Annotated in this window: 16 protein-coding genes; all 16 read right to left on the reverse strand. The window is 69.8% G+C overall.

Annotated features, from left to right (window positions below):
* Positions 1-64 precede the first annotated feature (64 nt).
* A complete protein-coding gene (locus tag ACGFY5_RS08615; RefSeq protein ID WP_392718909.1) occupies positions 65-1,072 on the reverse strand; it encodes an ABC transporter substrate-binding protein in 1,008 nt (335 codons plus the stop codon).
* Entirely contained in the window at positions 1,069-1,881 is an 813-nt protein-coding gene (locus tag ACGFY5_RS08620; protein WP_392718912.1) for an ABC transporter ATP-binding protein, read from the reverse strand. The genes ACGFY5_RS08615 and ACGFY5_RS08620 overlap by 4 nt, the downstream gene beginning before the upstream one ends.
* On the reverse strand, positions 1,878-2,879 hold the full coding sequence (locus tag ACGFY5_RS08625) for a FecCD family ABC transporter permease (protein ID WP_392718914.1): 1,002 nt from the start codon (positions 2,877-2,879) through the stop codon (positions 1,878-1,880). The genes ACGFY5_RS08620 and ACGFY5_RS08625 overlap by 4 nt, the downstream gene beginning before the upstream one ends.
* An 80-nt stretch (positions 2,880-2,959) precedes the next feature.
* Positions 2,960-3,958 (reverse strand): FecCD family ABC transporter permease, encoded by a 999-nt coding sequence (locus ACGFY5_RS08630; RefSeq protein ID WP_392718916.1) that lies wholly within the window; start codon positions 3,956-3,958, stop codon positions 2,960-2,962.
* An 85-nt stretch (positions 3,959-4,043) separates the two neighbouring features.
* Positions 4,044-5,039: a phosphotransferase family protein gene (locus ACGFY5_RS08635; RefSeq protein ID WP_392718918.1), complete on the reverse strand. Its 996-nt coding sequence runs from the start codon at positions 5,037-5,039 to the stop codon at positions 4,044-4,046.
* The gene (locus ACGFY5_RS08640; RefSeq protein WP_392718920.1) at positions 5,039-6,091 is read right to left on the reverse strand and encodes a phosphotransferase family protein; all 1,053 of its coding nucleotides are present in this window, start codon (positions 6,089-6,091) and stop codon (positions 5,039-5,041) included. The genes ACGFY5_RS08635 and ACGFY5_RS08640 overlap by 1 nt, the downstream gene beginning before the upstream one ends.
* Positions 6,057-6,761 carry a TetR/AcrR family transcriptional regulator gene (locus ACGFY5_RS08645; protein ID WP_392718922.1) on the reverse strand — a complete coding sequence of 235 codons (705 nt, stop codon included), beginning with the start codon at positions 6,759-6,761 and terminating at the stop codon, positions 6,057-6,059. Before ACGFY5_RS08645 ends, ACGFY5_RS08640 begins: the two co-directional genes overlap by 35 nt.
* Positions 6,758-7,186, reverse strand: a complete 429-nt coding sequence (locus tag ACGFY5_RS08650) for a nitroreductase family deazaflavin-dependent oxidoreductase (RefSeq protein WP_392718924.1) — start codon at positions 7,184-7,186, stop codon at positions 6,758-6,760. The genes ACGFY5_RS08645 and ACGFY5_RS08650 overlap by 4 nt, the downstream gene beginning before the upstream one ends.
* Positions 7,183-8,427 (reverse strand): cytochrome P450, encoded by a 1,245-nt coding sequence (locus ACGFY5_RS08655; RefSeq protein WP_392718926.1) that lies wholly within the window; start codon positions 8,425-8,427, stop codon positions 7,183-7,185. Before ACGFY5_RS08655 ends, ACGFY5_RS08650 begins: the two co-directional genes overlap by 4 nt.
* Complete coding sequence (locus ACGFY5_RS08660) at positions 8,424-9,176, reverse strand: SDR family NAD(P)-dependent oxidoreductase (protein ID WP_392718928.1); 753 nt, start codon at positions 9,174-9,176, stop codon at positions 8,424-8,426. The genes ACGFY5_RS08655 and ACGFY5_RS08660 overlap by 4 nt, the downstream gene beginning before the upstream one ends.
* A complete protein-coding gene (locus ACGFY5_RS08665; protein WP_392718930.1) occupies positions 9,176-9,367 on the reverse strand; it encodes a ferredoxin in 192 nt (63 codons plus the stop codon). Before ACGFY5_RS08665 ends, ACGFY5_RS08660 begins: the two co-directional genes overlap by 1 nt.
* A complete protein-coding gene (locus tag ACGFY5_RS08670; RefSeq protein WP_392718932.1) occupies positions 9,364-10,560 on the reverse strand; it encodes an amidohydrolase family protein in 1,197 nt (398 codons plus the stop codon). The genes ACGFY5_RS08665 and ACGFY5_RS08670 overlap by 4 nt, the downstream gene beginning before the upstream one ends.
* A gap of 11 nt (positions 10,561-10,571) precedes the next feature.
* Positions 10,572-12,020 carry an aldehyde dehydrogenase family protein gene (locus ACGFY5_RS08675; RefSeq protein WP_392718934.1) on the reverse strand — a complete coding sequence of 483 codons (1,449 nt, stop codon included), beginning with the start codon at positions 12,018-12,020 and terminating at the stop codon, positions 10,572-10,574.
* Between the two features lie 12 nt (positions 12,021-12,032).
* Positions 12,033-13,196 (reverse strand): thiolase family protein, encoded by a 1,164-nt coding sequence (locus ACGFY5_RS08680; protein WP_392718936.1) that lies wholly within the window; start codon positions 13,194-13,196, stop codon positions 12,033-12,035.
* Positions 13,193-13,561: a Zn-ribbon domain-containing OB-fold protein gene (locus tag ACGFY5_RS08685; protein WP_392718938.1), complete on the reverse strand. Its 369-nt coding sequence runs from the start codon at positions 13,559-13,561 to the stop codon at positions 13,193-13,195. The genes ACGFY5_RS08680 and ACGFY5_RS08685 overlap by 4 nt, the downstream gene beginning before the upstream one ends.
* A complete protein-coding gene (locus tag ACGFY5_RS08690; protein ID WP_392718940.1) occupies positions 13,558-14,766 on the reverse strand; it encodes a CaiB/BaiF CoA transferase family protein in 1,209 nt (402 codons plus the stop codon). The genes ACGFY5_RS08685 and ACGFY5_RS08690 overlap by 4 nt, the downstream gene beginning before the upstream one ends.
* Positions 14,767-14,925: the final 159 nt, after the last annotated feature.

Consider the following 14,925-nt stretch of genomic DNA (forward strand, 5'->3'; position numbering starts at 1 on the left):
CGCAGGTGCAGACGACGACCATCAGCCAGTTCGACGAACCGCGATTCGCCGAGCGGATGCGCGCTCAGAGCTTCTTGGCCTTGCCCAGGTCGGTGGCCAGCTCCTGGTAGATCTTCGCGTACGCGGTGTACGAGTACGGCGCCGCGGCGTACCACGGATAGACCTGACCGGCCTTGACGGCGGGCAGGTTCGCCCAGGTCGCGATCTTCGCCAGGTCGGCCTTCGACCCGTCGTAGGTACGGGCGTCGACCAGGATGACGTCGACGTCCTGGTAGGCGGTCGCCTCTTCCCAGCTCTGCTGGGCGAAGACGTCGGCGGCGCCCGGCATCTTCGTCGGGTTGATGAGGTCCAGACCCTGGGCCTTCAGCGTCGTGCCCTCGGACAGCTTGTCCGGGACGACGACGTAGAGGCTGTCCTTGCCGGGCGACATGATCGCGACCTTCAGGCCGGAACTCTTCGCGACGTCGCTGACCGACTTCAGCGCGCTCTCGTAGTTGGTCTTCGCGGTCTTCAGCGCGTCGGACTCCGTGTCGGCGCCGAGCTTGCCCGCGAGGTCGACGTAGGTCTTGATGGCCTCGTCGGTGTCCGTGAACTGGCCGGGCAGCGCGAGCGACGGCGCGAGCTTCTCGACCCGGGACGCCTGCGCCTGCGGGACGTACCAGAGCGCCTTCTTGTCGAAGGTCTGGTCGACGATGAGCTGAGGGTTCATCAACGCGTACTTCTCGGTGTCGAATTCACCGTAGGTCTTGCCGAGGACCTCGACCTTGGTCAGGTCCAGCGAACCGGCCTGGTAGCTGAGCTTGCCGTCCGCGCCGGGCGTGAGCTCGCCGTAGGCACCCTTGACCTGGTAGCCGGCGTCCCACAGCGACGCGGCGACGGTGCTCTGGGCGACGACGGTCTGCGGCGTCTTCTCGAGCGAGACGTTCTTCCCGCGGGCGTCCGGGAACTCGAACGGACCGGCCGACGCGGAGGCCGACGACGACGAGGTGTCGTCGTCGGTATTGCCACCGCAGGCTCCGAGCACCAGCGAGGCGGCAACGGCGACGGCGATGCCGGCGACGCGAATCTTCACGGAGTGGTTTCCTTCCCGGAATTGGCGTGCGACGAGAGTCGCGGGATCACGAGCGGCGTACCGGATTCCGGGTCGTCGATGACCTGGCACGGAAGTCCGAAGACGTGCTCGATGAGGCTGGGGGTGATGATTTCCGTGGGGCTTCCCTCGGCGACGATCGCGCCGTCCTTCATCGCGACGAGATACGTGGCGTACCGCGCGGCGAGGTTGAGGTCGTGCAGCACGGCGACGAGCGTCGAGCCGCGCTCTTCGCGCAGGCGGGCGCAGAGGTCGAGCACATCGATCTGGTGCGCGATGTCGAGATAGGTCGTGGGCTCGTCGAGCAGCAGGATGTCGGTCTCCTGCGCGAGCGCCAGCGCGATCCAGACCCGCTGACGCTGACCGCCGGACAGCTCGTCGAAGAGGCGTCCGGCGAGCTCGGAGGTGCCGGTGAGCTCGAGTGCGGCGTCCACGGCGCGCTGGTCGTCCGGTGACCACTGGCGCAGCATCGTCTGGTGCGGATAGCGGCCGCGGGCCACCAGGTCGCGGACGCTGATCGCGTCGGGCGCGGTCTGCGACTGCGGCAGCAGGCCGAGCCGCCGCGCGACCTCCTTCGACGAGTACTCCCGGATGGCCTTGCCGTCGAGCACGACCGAGCCGGCTTCCGGCTTGAGCAGCCGCGCGAGGCCGCGCAGCAGCGTCGACTTGCCGCTGCCGTTCGCGCCGACGATCGCGGTGAACGACCCGTCCGGCACCGTCAGGTCCAGGTCGTGGACGATGCGGCGCCCGTCGTAGCCGAGCGCGACGCCTTCCGCCTTCAGTCTGGTCATGCCCGGCCCTTCTTCCATTCGCGGCTCAGCAGCCAGGCGAGGTACAGACCGCCGACGACGCCGGTGACGACACCGACCGGCAGGAGCCGGGGTTGGAACGCCTCACGGGCGACGAAGTCGGCGGCGACGAGCAGCACGGCGCCGGTGAGGCCCGAGGCCACCAGGTTCGGGCCGGCCGCGCGGGTGAGGCGGCGGGCGATCTGTGGCGCCGGGAGCGCGACGAACTGGATCGGGCCGGCGGCGGCGACCGCGGCCGACGCGAGCAGCACGCCGGTGGAGACCGCGCCGATGCGGGCCCGGTTGACGTGCATGCCGAGGCTCGTGGACCGTTCGTCGGAGAATTCGCTGAGGCTGAGCGGCCGTGCCAGCAGCGCGCACAGCACTAGGCCGACGACGAGCACGCCGCCCATCAGTCGCGCCTGGGTCCACTCGCGGCCCGCGAGGTTGCCGACGATCCACGCGGAGGCGCTCTGCGCGTCGTAGAGCTGTGATCGCACGATCAGCAGCGAGTTGACCGAGTTGAGCGCCAGCGCCGTGCCGAGTCCGACGAGGACGAGACGCAGCGGCGCGATGCCGTTGTGCGCCGAGAGCGTGAACACGAGCACGGCGGTGACCGCACCGCCGATGACCGCGCCGAACGACGCCGCGGCGAAACCGCCGTGGAGCAGCAGCATCGTGACGAGGGCGCCGGTGGTGGCGCCCTGGCCGAAGCCGACGACGTCGGGGCTGCCGAGCGGGTTGCGGGTGAGCGACTGGAAGATCGCGCCGGAGATGCCCAGTGCCGCGCCGACGAGTACGGCGGTGATCGCCCGGGGGAGGCGGAGTTCGGTGACGATCAGCTCCGCGGCCGGGCCGCCCTGGCCGAACAGCGCGGTGGAGACCTGCTTCAACGTGAACGAGTTCGACCCCGCGGCCAGCGACACGACGACCAGAATGAACAGCACGACGACGAGCCCGAAGCACACCACGACCGACCGCCGATGAACCTGCACGGACACCGGACCCGCAGCGAGCACCGCGGGCGCCGGTGCTGGCCGCGACTCGCCTCGGCGGCGCCGCAAAACCGAACCGCGCGCGGTCATGCGGCGGCCAGCATGCGGCGGCGCACGAGGGCGATGAACAGGGGGGCGCCGAGGATGGAGGCGACGAGGCCGGCTTCGATCTCCGCGCCGTTCGACACGATCCGCCCGAGCGTGTCGCAGAGCACCAGGAACAATGCGGCGAGCACCATCGACAGCGGCACCGCCTTCCGCTGATCAGGGCCGACGAGCCAGCGGGCCACGTGCGGCACGGTCAGTCCGACGAAGACGATCGGGCCCGCCACCGCGGTCGCACCTCCGCACAGGAACGTGATCGCCAGGCCGGTCAGGGCCCGGGTTCGCCCGACCCCGAGCCCGAGCGCCCGGGACGAGTCCTCACCCAGCGCGAGCGCGTTCAGCGCCGGGGTCACGAGCAACGCGGCCAGCGCCCCGATCGCGATGAACGGCAACGCGGCGAGGAGCCCGTCGTAACCCCGGTTGACGACCGAGCCCACCACCCAGAAGCGCATCTCGTCGAACGTGTTCTGATCACGCATCGCGAGCCCGTTCATGTAGGCGAACAGCACCGCGGTGAGCGCGGCCCCGGCGAGCGCGAGCCGCGCGGGTGTCGTCGCCGCGCGCCCACCGCCACCGAGTACGTAGACCGCGACCGACCCGAACGCCGCACCCGCCAGCGCGAGCCAGACCTGCGGATATCCACTGGTGACGCCGAAGAACGTGAACCCGGTGACGACCGCCGCGGCCGCACCCGCGTTGACGCCGAGCAGGCCCGGATCGGCCAGCGGATTACGCGTCAGCGCCTGCATGAGCGCACCGGCGCCACCGAGCGCGAGACCGACGACGACCCCGACGACAGTTCGCTCGAGCCGCAGGCCCCGCACGATGTCGGCGGCCTCGCCGGTGGCACCGGGCAGGAGCGCGCGCACGGCGTTCACCGGTGCGATGGCCTGCCGGCCCACCATCAGGCTGAGCACGACCACACAGCCGAGCGCGGCGATCGCAAGTCCGAAGACCGCGACCTGTCGGGTGACTTTCACGGCAGTGAGGTTAGCCTACCCAAATTTGTCTGCGCTGGTGGAGGGCATGCTCCAGAGATTTCCCGGCTCGATTCCGCCGTGACCCCTACACGCCCAGCAGGGCGAAGCTCCCGTGGTCGGCCACCGCGCGGCCCAGGCGGGCGGTGAGGTGTTCGATGATCGGGCGGTCGACCTGCCGGGTGATCGCCCACAGGTAGAACCCGTACGGCAGGTGCGTGCGGTAGGCGTGCCACGCATCCTCCCGGGACGGCGCCGGCGCGCCGTGCGACGCCAGCCGGTCGAGGTAGTGGTCGAGCAGGTCGCGCTCCGAGACCGCGCGTTCGGCCGGGTCGAGCACCGCGGCCAGGTGGTAGCTGACGTCCACTGCCCAGCGTCCGAACTGGGCGACCTGCCAGTCGATCAGCCCCGGGCTGCCGTCGGCGAGCCGGTAGACGTTGCCGGTGTGCAGGTCGCCGTGAACCAGGCAGTCGCCGTCCGAGGCGGCGAGCGCCGTCATCGCCGCGAGGAGCCGGTCCGCGCGCCGCATCTCCTGCGGCAGGTCGGGCGCTCGCCCGTCGTCGAGTTGCTTCTGGAGCAGTTCGGGCGGGACCACTGTCGCGAGCATCGCCAGCCGCGGCGGGAAGGCCGTGTCACGGGTGCCCCAGGTGGCCGCGTGCAGCGCGGCCAGCTGATCGAGCGTTCCGGCGGCGTCGGAGGCCCGGTAACCGACAGTGGGATCGAGGAACTGGGCCCCGTCAGCGACCAGGTCCTCCATGAGGATCAACGCGTGCCCGGCGTCCACCGCTGAATGCACACACGGTGGCGTCCGCACCGGTAATCCGGACGCCAGCAGCGAGTAGAAATCGGCCTCGGTGCGGTTCGGCCCCCGGCGCGACGCCGGGTTGAAGTACCCCTTCGCGCAGAGCGCCGCGGTCTCACCCGTGTCGTAGGTGACCACGAACCGCACCTTGGTCGCCACGGTCTCCAGCCGCTGGGTCACTGCCACATCGGTGACGCGTCGGCCCAGCACCGTCGACAGCCACGCGGGAGAGAGAACAACAGCCTCGTCGTCAGGTGCTGCGCTGTCAGGTGGGGCAGACATCAGATTTCCTCCGGTACGTCGAGGTCGAGCAGATGACACGCACGCACGATGAAGGCGCTCGGCGCGGAGCTCTGACCGCCGTCGAAGATCATCGACCGCCGCGTGTGCAGACCCAGCAGCCCCGTTTTGACGCAGGCGAACACCTCGTGCCAGTGCAGGTCGGTGACCCGCCGCCCGGTCAGGTCCTGCCACAGCTCGATCGTCTCCGACCGGCTGCCCAGCCCCTCGAGCCGCGGAACCTCGCTGTAGACGCTGTGGATCTCGTCGAACATCAGCCACCAGCCGAGGTCGGCCAGCGGGTCGCAGAGCGCGGCCTGTTCCCAGTCCATCACCGCCACGACGTGGTACTCGTCGTCGAACATCATGTTGCCCATCCGGGCGTCGCCCCAGGCCAGGCCGGTCGCTTCCGACGCCGGCCGGTGCTCGCGCAGCCAGTCGAGCATCCGGCGCATCAGCGGAGGCACGGTGTCACCGAGCGCCCACGCGGCGAACGACGACCAGTAGTCCAGCTGACCGGTGAGCCCGTCACCCCCGACGAACCGCACCTGGTACGGCGGGATCCGGTGGATCGCCGCGAACTGGCGCATCGCCGATTCCCACATCGTCCGACGCTGGGCGGGTGTGGCCTCGGTCAGCCAGCCGACCGCGTTGTACACCGGAATGCTGACCGGCACGCGCCCGTACGACCGGCGCATCAGGAAGAACTCCTGGCCGAGGATCGACGTGTCGTCGCAGTACCAGAGCGCGTGCGGCACCCGAACGGTTCCCAGCCGGCGCAGCGTCCGGAGGATGTCGTACTGCATTTGGAACCGCGGGTCGAGGAACATCTGGTACTCCGGCCGCGGCGCGATCCGCAGCACGTACCGCTCGTTGCGTCCGGCGGTGCGGGCGGAGAACAGGATCGTCTCGTTGGAGATCCCCGCTCCGCGCGGGTAGGTGAAACAGTCCAGAGTGATCTCGTCGGCGCCCAGCCGGGCGGCGAGCCACGGCCCCAACGTCCGGGCCGTGGCGTCGAGATCACGGCCCTTCGAGAAGACCTTCGCGCCTCCCATCCGTCTGTCCCCTCACGTCGGGCCCGCCGCCGACGGCGGCCAGGCAAAAGTTCCAGAGATGGTCGACGATCCGGTCGACCTGTCGCGGGTCCTCGGCGAACGAGAAGTGGTGGTACGCCGAGGTGACCAGCTGGTTGATGAGCCAGGCGTCCTTGGGCGGATCGGACGAGAACAGCAGCCCCGCGGCCGTCGCCGCACGGAGTTCCTGCTCGATCATGTCCGTGTACGCCTGCCGCGCCCGGTTCAACTCGTCGGGAAAGATCTGGTAGAGCCGCCAGTGCTCGGCGGTCAGGAATCGCGCCTGAGTGGTGGTGCGACCGCCGCTCAAGCTGACGAACGGCTCGGTCACGTGCAGGCGCAGCCGCGCCACCGGGTCCTTGAGTCGGCGGGCGGCCTTCGCCGACTTGACCGCCTGCTCGCCGATGATCCGCTCGAACACCGCGAGCATCAGCTGGTCCTTGCCGCCGAAGTGCCGGTAGAAGGTCTGCAGCGCCACCCCGGCTTCTTTGACCAGCTCCTGGGTGGTGAACGCGCTGCCCTTGCGGGTCATCAGCCGGTGCGCTGCGTCCACCAGCGCGGCCGCTCGCTGCGCACTGCGGACCCGGGAGCGCTGCACCGCGGGGGAGCGGTCGGCCGCCCGGTCCAGCCAGGCGGACCCGTCACTCGTCACATAGGCGAGAGTACGACCACCGGAATCACGCGTTCCGTGCGCGTCTGGTAGATGTCGTAGTTGGGCCACACCTCGGTGAGGATTCTCCACAACCGAGGCTTCTCGTCGTCGCCGGCTGTGCGGGCACGGACCCGCAGCCGCTCGGTCTTCACCTGGATCTCCGCAGTCGGGTTCGCGGTCAGGTTCAGATACCAGGCCGGATGCCGCGGTGCGCCTCCGGTGGAGGCCACGACCAGGTAGTCGTCCGCGTCGCGTCCGAAGATCAATGCCGACGTCCGGAGCTGACCGGTCTGGCGCCCGGTGGTCGTGAGCAGCAGCGTCGGGACGCCGTTCCACTCGTACCCGACCGCACCGCCGGTCTCCCGGTAGCGCTTGACATGTTCCTCGCCGACGAGCGCGAGGTCGGGGGGTTGATAGGTACTCATGAGAACACCACCGGAATCTCGGTCGCACCGCGCTCGTACATCCCGATGAAGCGCGGCGGTTCGGCGTCGGGGTCCAGCCGCAGTCCGGGCAGCCGGTCGAGCAAAGCGTTCAGGCCCACCGTCATCTCCGCCCTGGCGACGTGCATGCCGAGGCAGACGTGCGCCCCGCCGCCGAACGCGAACGACGCGCGCAGCCGGCGGTGGATGTCGTACGTGTCGGGGTCGGGCCAGCGCGCCGGGTCACGGTTGGCGGCGCCGATGCACAGGTGCAGCACCGATCCGGCCGGGAGCGTCACGCCGTGGAAGTCGACGTCACGCGTCACGTACCGGGAGAACATCGGGTCGGTGGCCATCCAGCGCAGCGACTCCTCGATCGCCGGCCGGAGCAGTTTCCGGTCGTTGCGCACCTGTTCCAGGACGTCGGGCCGCTGGAGCAACGCGGTGAGCGTGCTGCCCAGCTGCTTCCACGTCGTCCCGGACCCGGCCGCCAGCAGGAGGAACGCGAACGAGTTGATCTCGGCGTCGGAGAGGCGGTGCACGACTCCGTCGTCGTCGGTCATCTCCGCCTGAACGAGAATGCTGATCAGGTCGTCCTTCGGTGCACGGCGCCGGGCGGCCACGATCGGGGCGATCACCTCGATGATCTTCGCCGGGTCGCGCAGCGCGGCCCGGATGTCCAGCGCCTGCTCCACCGGCACGCCGAAGCTGCCGGTGATCGTCAACACCGGGATCGCCGCGCAGAAGTCGACGTTGAGCTCCGCGCGCCCGTCGTTCGCGAACCCGTCGATCAGCAGGTGGACGGTCTGTTCGATCCAGTTGCGGATCCACCACTGTGCCTTCGCCGGCACGAACGAGGGCTGCACCAGCGAGCGGTACCGGCGATGCTGGGTGCCGCCCATCGAGAGCATGCTGTTGAGCGCGCCGGGTTCTCCGTGCACCGGGTCGACCGCCTCCGGTGCGGAGGCGAACACCTCGGGGTTGCGGTACGCCTCGTCGCAGGCGGCGTAGCTGAACACCGAGAAGTGCGGCCGGTCGGGGTAGGGCAGCCCGGAGAACGTGGCCGGGCCGGGGTAGCCGGTGAGTTCGTGCACTGTTCCCTCGTGGACGACCTTTTCCTCGCGGAGGCGGTGCCAGGCGGGGTACGGGTCGTCGGTGTACGCCCCGCCCACCCCGGCGAGGTAGGCGCCACGCAGGTCGAACAGTTCGCGGACGCGGTCGCGGTCCAGTCTCTCGGTCGTCATCGGGCCACGTACCCGCCGTCGATGGGGAGGACGACCCCGGTGACGTTCGGGGCCGTCACCAGGTAGACGGCGGCCTCGGCGCAGTCCTCGGCCGTGATCGGGTCGCCCAGCGGGTGCTGCTGGCCGGTGATCCGCGCCCTCTCCTCGGGGTCGCCCGTGAGCCCGAACCCCGCGGCGAAGTTCGTGTACGGCATCCCTGCCGGGGCGAGTGCGTTCGCCCGGATCTTGAACGGAGCCCCTTCGATCGCCGCCGCCCGTGTCAGCTGGTGCACCGCGCCCTTCGTGGCGCCGTACACGGAGCCACCCCAGGCCACCAGTCCGGCCACCGAACCGGTGTTGAGGATGACCCCGCCGTCGCCCTGCTCCTTGAACCGTCGGATGGCGAACTTCGTGCCGTGGAAGACGCCGCGGAAGTTCACTGCGACCAGGCGTTCGAAGTCCGCTCCGGTGTGGTCCTCCAGGGTGAGGCCGGGCCGCGGGGTGGCGATCCCGACGTTGTTCACGATGATGTCGAGGCGTTCGGGGGCCGCGACGACGGTGGCCACGGCGTCCTCGTCGGCGACGTCGCACTCGTGTGCGGTGGCCGAACCGCCGGCGGCCTCGACCTGCCGGACGGTCTCCTTCACCCAGTCGAGCCGCAGGTCGGCGCACACGACCTGGGCGCCTTCCGAGGCGAACCGGAGCGCGATCGCCCGGCCGACCCCGGATCCGGAGCCGGCCACGATCGCCGTCTTGTCCTTGAGCAGCATCAATCCTCCCGCAGGGTCAGGGCGCCGGTCGGGCACGCCTCCACGGCTCCCGCAACGACCCCGGCCGGTTCGCCGTCCAGAGCCAGGACGACGGCTTTCGCGTCGGCGTCCTGGCTGAAGGCCGCCGGCGCGGCGACGACGCACATGCCCGAGCCGATGCAGACGTCCCGATCGACGTCGACGGTGATCACAGGACGGGCGGCTCGGCCGGCGTGAAGCGGTACAGCTTCTCGGCGTTGCCGCGCAGGATCTTGTACTGCTGCTCCGGCGTGAGCGCCTTGATCTGCCGCTTGACCACCGCGATGCTGTCCGGCCAGGTGGAGTCCGAGTGCGGGTAGTCCGTCTCGCACATGATGTTGTCTTCGCCGATGACGTCGATGCTGTCGATGCCGTGCTGGTCCTCGATGAAGCAGCCGTAGACGTGGTCGCGGAACAGTTCGCGGATGTTGAAGTCGGTCAGGTCGACGTCGGTGCCCGCGTGCTCGGCGAACGTGACGCCGCGCTGCACCCAGTACCGCTGCTTGTCGTAGACCTGCTCGGCCCGCTCGAGGAAGTACGGCATCCAGCCGATGTTGCCCTCCGACAGCGCGATCTTCAGGTTCGGGAAACGCTGGAACAGGCCGCTGAACAGCCAGGCCAGCATGGTCCCGGAGGTGCGGGTCGCGCCCCACGTCAGGTTGGCCATGAACGGCGCGTCCTTGGTGATCTGCGGCAGCTGCGACGACGACCCGACGTGCATCGACGCCACCATCTGCAGTTCGTTGGCCGCCGCGAAGACCGGGTCCCAGTAGCGGTTCCGGTCGTGGATCGTCGGCAGGCCCAGCGGCTCGGTGTTCTCGGAGAACGCGAACGTCGTCGCGCCCTTCGCGGCGCACCGCTCCATCTCCTTCGCCGCCAGTTTCGGGTCCCAGAGCGGGATGAGGACCAGCGGGATGTAGCGGCCCGGCGCCGCGCCGCACCACTCCTCGATCATCCAGTCGTTGTAGGCCTGCAGGCAGGCGAAGCCGAACTCGCGGTCCGCGGCCTCGTAGAACAGTTGGCCGCAGAAGCGCGTCACCGACGGGAAGCTCAGCGACGCGAGCACGCCGGCCTGGTTCATGTCCTCGACCCGGGCCGCCGCGTCGTAGCAGCCCGGACGCATCTCGCTGTACGCGAGCGGCTCGGGGCTGAACTCCTCCTTGGACTTGCCGACGACCGCCGACAGACCGGAGCTCGGCAGCTTCTTGCCGTCGTAGACCCAGAAGTCCATGCCGGTGTCGTCGATCTCCATGTGCGGAGCCCGGTCGTGGTCCTTCGCGGGCAGCCGGTCCAGCCAGAGGCGCGGCGGCTCGAGCACGTGGTCGTCGACGGAGATCAGCCAGTCGAGGTTCAGTTCGTGGGTCACGGTGCTCTCCTTCACTTCAGCTCGCCGATGGCGAGGTGTTTGACTTCTTGGAAAGCGCGGATGCCTTCCCGGCCCCGCTCGCGGCCGAGGCCGCTCTGCTTGTAGCCACCGCTGGGTGCGTACGCGCTGTACATGCCGGTGTTGACGTTGACCGCGCCGGTGCGCAGACGCCGGGCCACGGCGGTCGCGGCTGCGGTGTCGGCGCCCCAGACCTGGCCGGACAGGCCGTAGTCGCTGTCGTTCGCGACCGCGATCGCCTCGTCCAGGTCGCGGTAACCGATCACGCCCAGGACCGGTCCGAAGATCTCCTGCTGGGCGGCCGGGTTGCTGTTGTCGGGCAGGTCCAGAACCGTCGGTTCGACGTAGTAGCCGCGCTCCAGCCCGGCTGGGCGGCCGCCGCCGGCGACGACGGTGGCGCCGTGCTCGACGGCTTCGGCGACGATGCGCTCACACCGTGCCCGGGCCGCTCCGTTGATCACCGGGCCGAGAGCGGCGCCCTGGTCGTCGGGTGGTCCGACGCGCAGCGCCCCGTAGGTTTTCGCGACGGCGTCCAGGACTTCGGCTTTGCGGTCGGCGGGCACGAGCAGGCGGGTCGCGGCCACACAGGCCTGCCCCGCGGTCATCGCGACCACCGCTGCGGCACCCGCGGCGGCGCGCTCCACGGCGTCCGGCAGATAGATCTGAGCGGATTTGCCGCCGAGCTCGAGAGCCACGTGCTTCACGGTGGGCGCGGCCTGGGCCAGAATGGCCCGGCCGACGGCAGTGGAGCCAGTGAACGAGACCATGTCGACGGCCTTGTGCGTCGTGAGCATTTCGGCGCCCGCCGAGCCGCCCTCGACCACCACGGACAACACCCCCGGGGGGAGCCCGGCCGCCTCGGCCGCAGCGCCGAACACCAGCGAGGACAGTGGCGTCAGGGGGCTGGGCCGGAGGATCACGGAGTTGCCGGCCATCAGCGCGGGAGCCAGTTTCTGCAGCGCCATGATGATCGCGCCGTTGTACGGGGTGATCGCGGCGACGACGCCGATCGGCTCGTGCCGTCGCACGGACAGCGCGACGCGGCCGCGGACGAGATCGTCGATCGGGACGGGGTTGAAGTCTTCGTGGCGCATCTGCTGGTAGAGCTCGATCGTGCCGCGGGCTCCGGCGAGACCGGCCTGGAACTGGGCCAGCTCGGCGAACCGCGCCGGTTGGCCGGCCTCGGTGACCATCGTGTCGACGAGCTCGTCGTGGTGCGTGGCGAACGCGTCGAAGAAGGCGTTGAGCATCGTCGCGCGTTCGTCGATGCTCCGGTCGGCCCAAACGCCGCTGTCGAAGGACTTCCGTGCCTCGACGATCGCGCGCTCGACCTCGGGGAGCGGGGTCTCTGGAAGTTCGGTGACAGTGGTTTCGTCGGCGGGGTTCTCGACGGTGAACGTCGTGTCGCCTTCGACCCAGGTGCCTGCGACGTAGGACTTCATGAGTGGGGCCCTTCAGGAGCTGTAGGCGACCGCGCCGCCGTAGTGAGGTGACGAGGCGCAGGCCACCGCGCTGGAGACGTTCTGGCGCTGGCGGTCCCCGGCGCGGCCGGAGAGCTGCAGGTAGCACTCGAGCATCTGAGGGATGCCGTGCATGCGGCCGTTGCCGAGCGCGCCACCGCCGGAGAGCGCGGGGAGTGCGGTGTCGCTGTCGATGCCGCCGTCGGCGACGAAGCGGTGGGCCTCACCCGGTGGGCACAGGCCCAGCGCCTCGAGCCAGAACCAGACGAACGGGGAGAAGCCGTCGTAGACCTGGGGAAGGTCGATCTCTCGCGGTGGGATCCCGAGCCGCCGCACGGTCAGGGCGGCGCCGGCCATGATGTCGTCGAGCGGCCAGTGCTGCGGTAGCCGGTGCGGGGGCGGTGGGCTGGTCGCGTAGCCGCTCACGTAGACGGGGCGGTTCGGCAGGTCACGTGCACGTTCCGCGGTCGTGAACACGAACGCGGCGACGCCGTCGACCGGGATGTCGCAGTCGTAGCGGCAGATCGGGTCGGAGAGGGGTTCGGCTCGTTCGTAGTCGTTTTCGACGAGGGGCTTGCCGTACCAGTAGCTGTGCGGGATGCGGGCGCCGTTCTTGCGGGCCTCCACCGCGACTTTCGCCAGGTCCGCGCGCGTCGCGCCGTAGCGGTGCATGTACTCGGTCGTGGGGAGCGCGATCATCGACAGGGGGCCGAAGTAGCCGTGGGGGACCGTCCACTGCTGGGGGCCGGCCGCTTCGCGCATCGGGTTCGCGTGGTAGGTGCCGCGGGGGTTGTGCAGGGCGCGGTGCATCACGACGTAGTCCGCCGCGCCGGCGATCAGCGCGTTGACGGCCAGCGCGACCGAGCCGGGGATCTGGCCGATGCCCTGGAAGCCGGCGACGTACCGCGGCTGGACCTTTTCGCCCAGGTGGCGGGCCATCCAGTCGGCGGAAACCGTGCTGACGCCGTCAACGATCGGGTGGCTGCCTGCGGTGGGGAAGAGGGTGGAGGTGACGAAGCCGTCGATGTCCGCGGGTTGGAGGCCGGCGTCGGCGATGGCTGCCTTGGCCGTGGTGATCGCCAGGGCGCCGAAGGGTTGGTCGGCGTGGCGCTGGATGGGGCTCTGGGCGTAGCCGACGATCGCGGTGCGGTTGTTCATGTCGTCCACGCCGGGATGCCGTCAGGGAAGATCGCGGTGACGGTGTCGCCGGGGTGTGGTTCGCCGTGGACGAGGCGTCCGATCATGCGCAGGTCGGGTTGTTCGGCCAGCTCGACGTCGACCACTGTGAACGGGGTCGGCTCCCCGAGGAACGATTTGCGGACGACGGTCCAGGAGCGGATCGTGCCTCGGCCGCTGAGACCTTCGTAGCGATACGCGGGCGCAACACTGCCGCACTGTGGGCACACCGGCTCCGGCGGCAACACCAGCCACTCACAGTCCGCGCACCGAGGAACCGCGAGCACTCCCCGCGCTGCGGCTTCCCAATGGGGCGCCGAGAGTTCGTCCGGCACCGGCGGGATCACGGGAGGGCCCCCGCGTCTCGGAGGGTGGTGATGCGGTCCCAGTCGTAGCCGAGGTCGAGGAGGATCTGCTCGGTGTGTTCGCCGTGTTCAGGGGCTCGGCGAGGTACCGGGGGCGCTTCGTCGAACTGCACGGGCACTGTCGGGAGCCGGTACGAGGGGCCGCCGTCGACGTCTACGTCGCCCAGGTAGTTGTTGGCCTCGACCTGCGGGTCGGTGAGCAACTCCTCCACGGACTGCACCGGCGCCCACGGCGCATCGAGCCGACCCAGCAGGTCCTTCCACTCCGCGAACGTCCGCGATTCGAACTCTTCGGCCAGCGCGGCGACGCACGCCTCGCGGTGGACGCCTCGATCGGCGAGTGAGGCGAACCGCGGATCAGCGGCAAGATCCTCCCGCCCGATCAGCTCGCAGAACGGCGTCCAGTACCGGTCGGACTGCAGGAACACCAGCTGGATGTGCCGCCCGTCCTTCGTCCGGTACGCCCCCACCACCGGATTCGGCCCCACCGACGGCCCGGACGCCCGTGGCGCCCCACCGGCCAGCGCCGACAGCACGTCCGACGACAACGTCCAGATCGCCGTACCGAGCAGCGACACGTCCACGACCGACCCACGCCCGCTCCGCGCCCGGCGCAACAACGCCGCCGCCATGCCGAACGCGAGCGCCATCGCCCCGTTGCGATCGCCCATCGCACCACGCTGATTCAGCGGCCAGTCCTGACCGGGCGGCGTCAGCACGTGCGCCATCCCGCCCCGCGCCCAGAACGCCGACGAGTCGTACCCGGCCATCTCCGCATCCGGACCCCGAACGCCGTACCCGTGTCCACGGGCGTACACCAGCGACGGGTGCCGCTCGGTGAGCGTGTCCGCGTCCAGCCCCAGTCGACGTAACGCGCCGGGACGGAAGTTCGTCAGGAACACGTCGGCGGTGGCCAGGAGATCGTCGAGGACTTCTCGGCCCTCGTCGGTACGCAGATCCAACGCGATCGACCGCTTGCCCCGGTTCGCCAGCGCGACCGACAGGTTCACGCCGTTGGCGTCGGCGCCGATGCCCTGTGTGGACAGTGCGCGGTAGGGATCGCCTTCCGGTCGTTCGATGCGGATCACGTCCGCGCCCCAGTCGGCCAGCAGCGCACCGGCCACGGGGACGAAGACCCACTGCGCCAGCTCGACGACTCGGATTCCCTCGAAGGCATGGGATGTCACGTGCACCTCCGCGTCATTGCAGACTGTGGTGCTTTGCAACTGTGTCTTTTGCAGAATCAGATGCCGCGACGAAGTAGAACGTCGCTCTCGTTCTAGGAAACACAAAGGTTTTAAAAATGTAAACGTTGACTTTGGAGCAGGCGGTTGCGAGCATGGCCT

Source organism: Cryptosporangium sp. NPDC048952 (genome assembly GCF_043197895.1).
Classification (GTDB): domain Bacteria; phylum Actinomycetota; class Actinomycetes; order Mycobacteriales; family Cryptosporangiaceae; genus Cryptosporangium.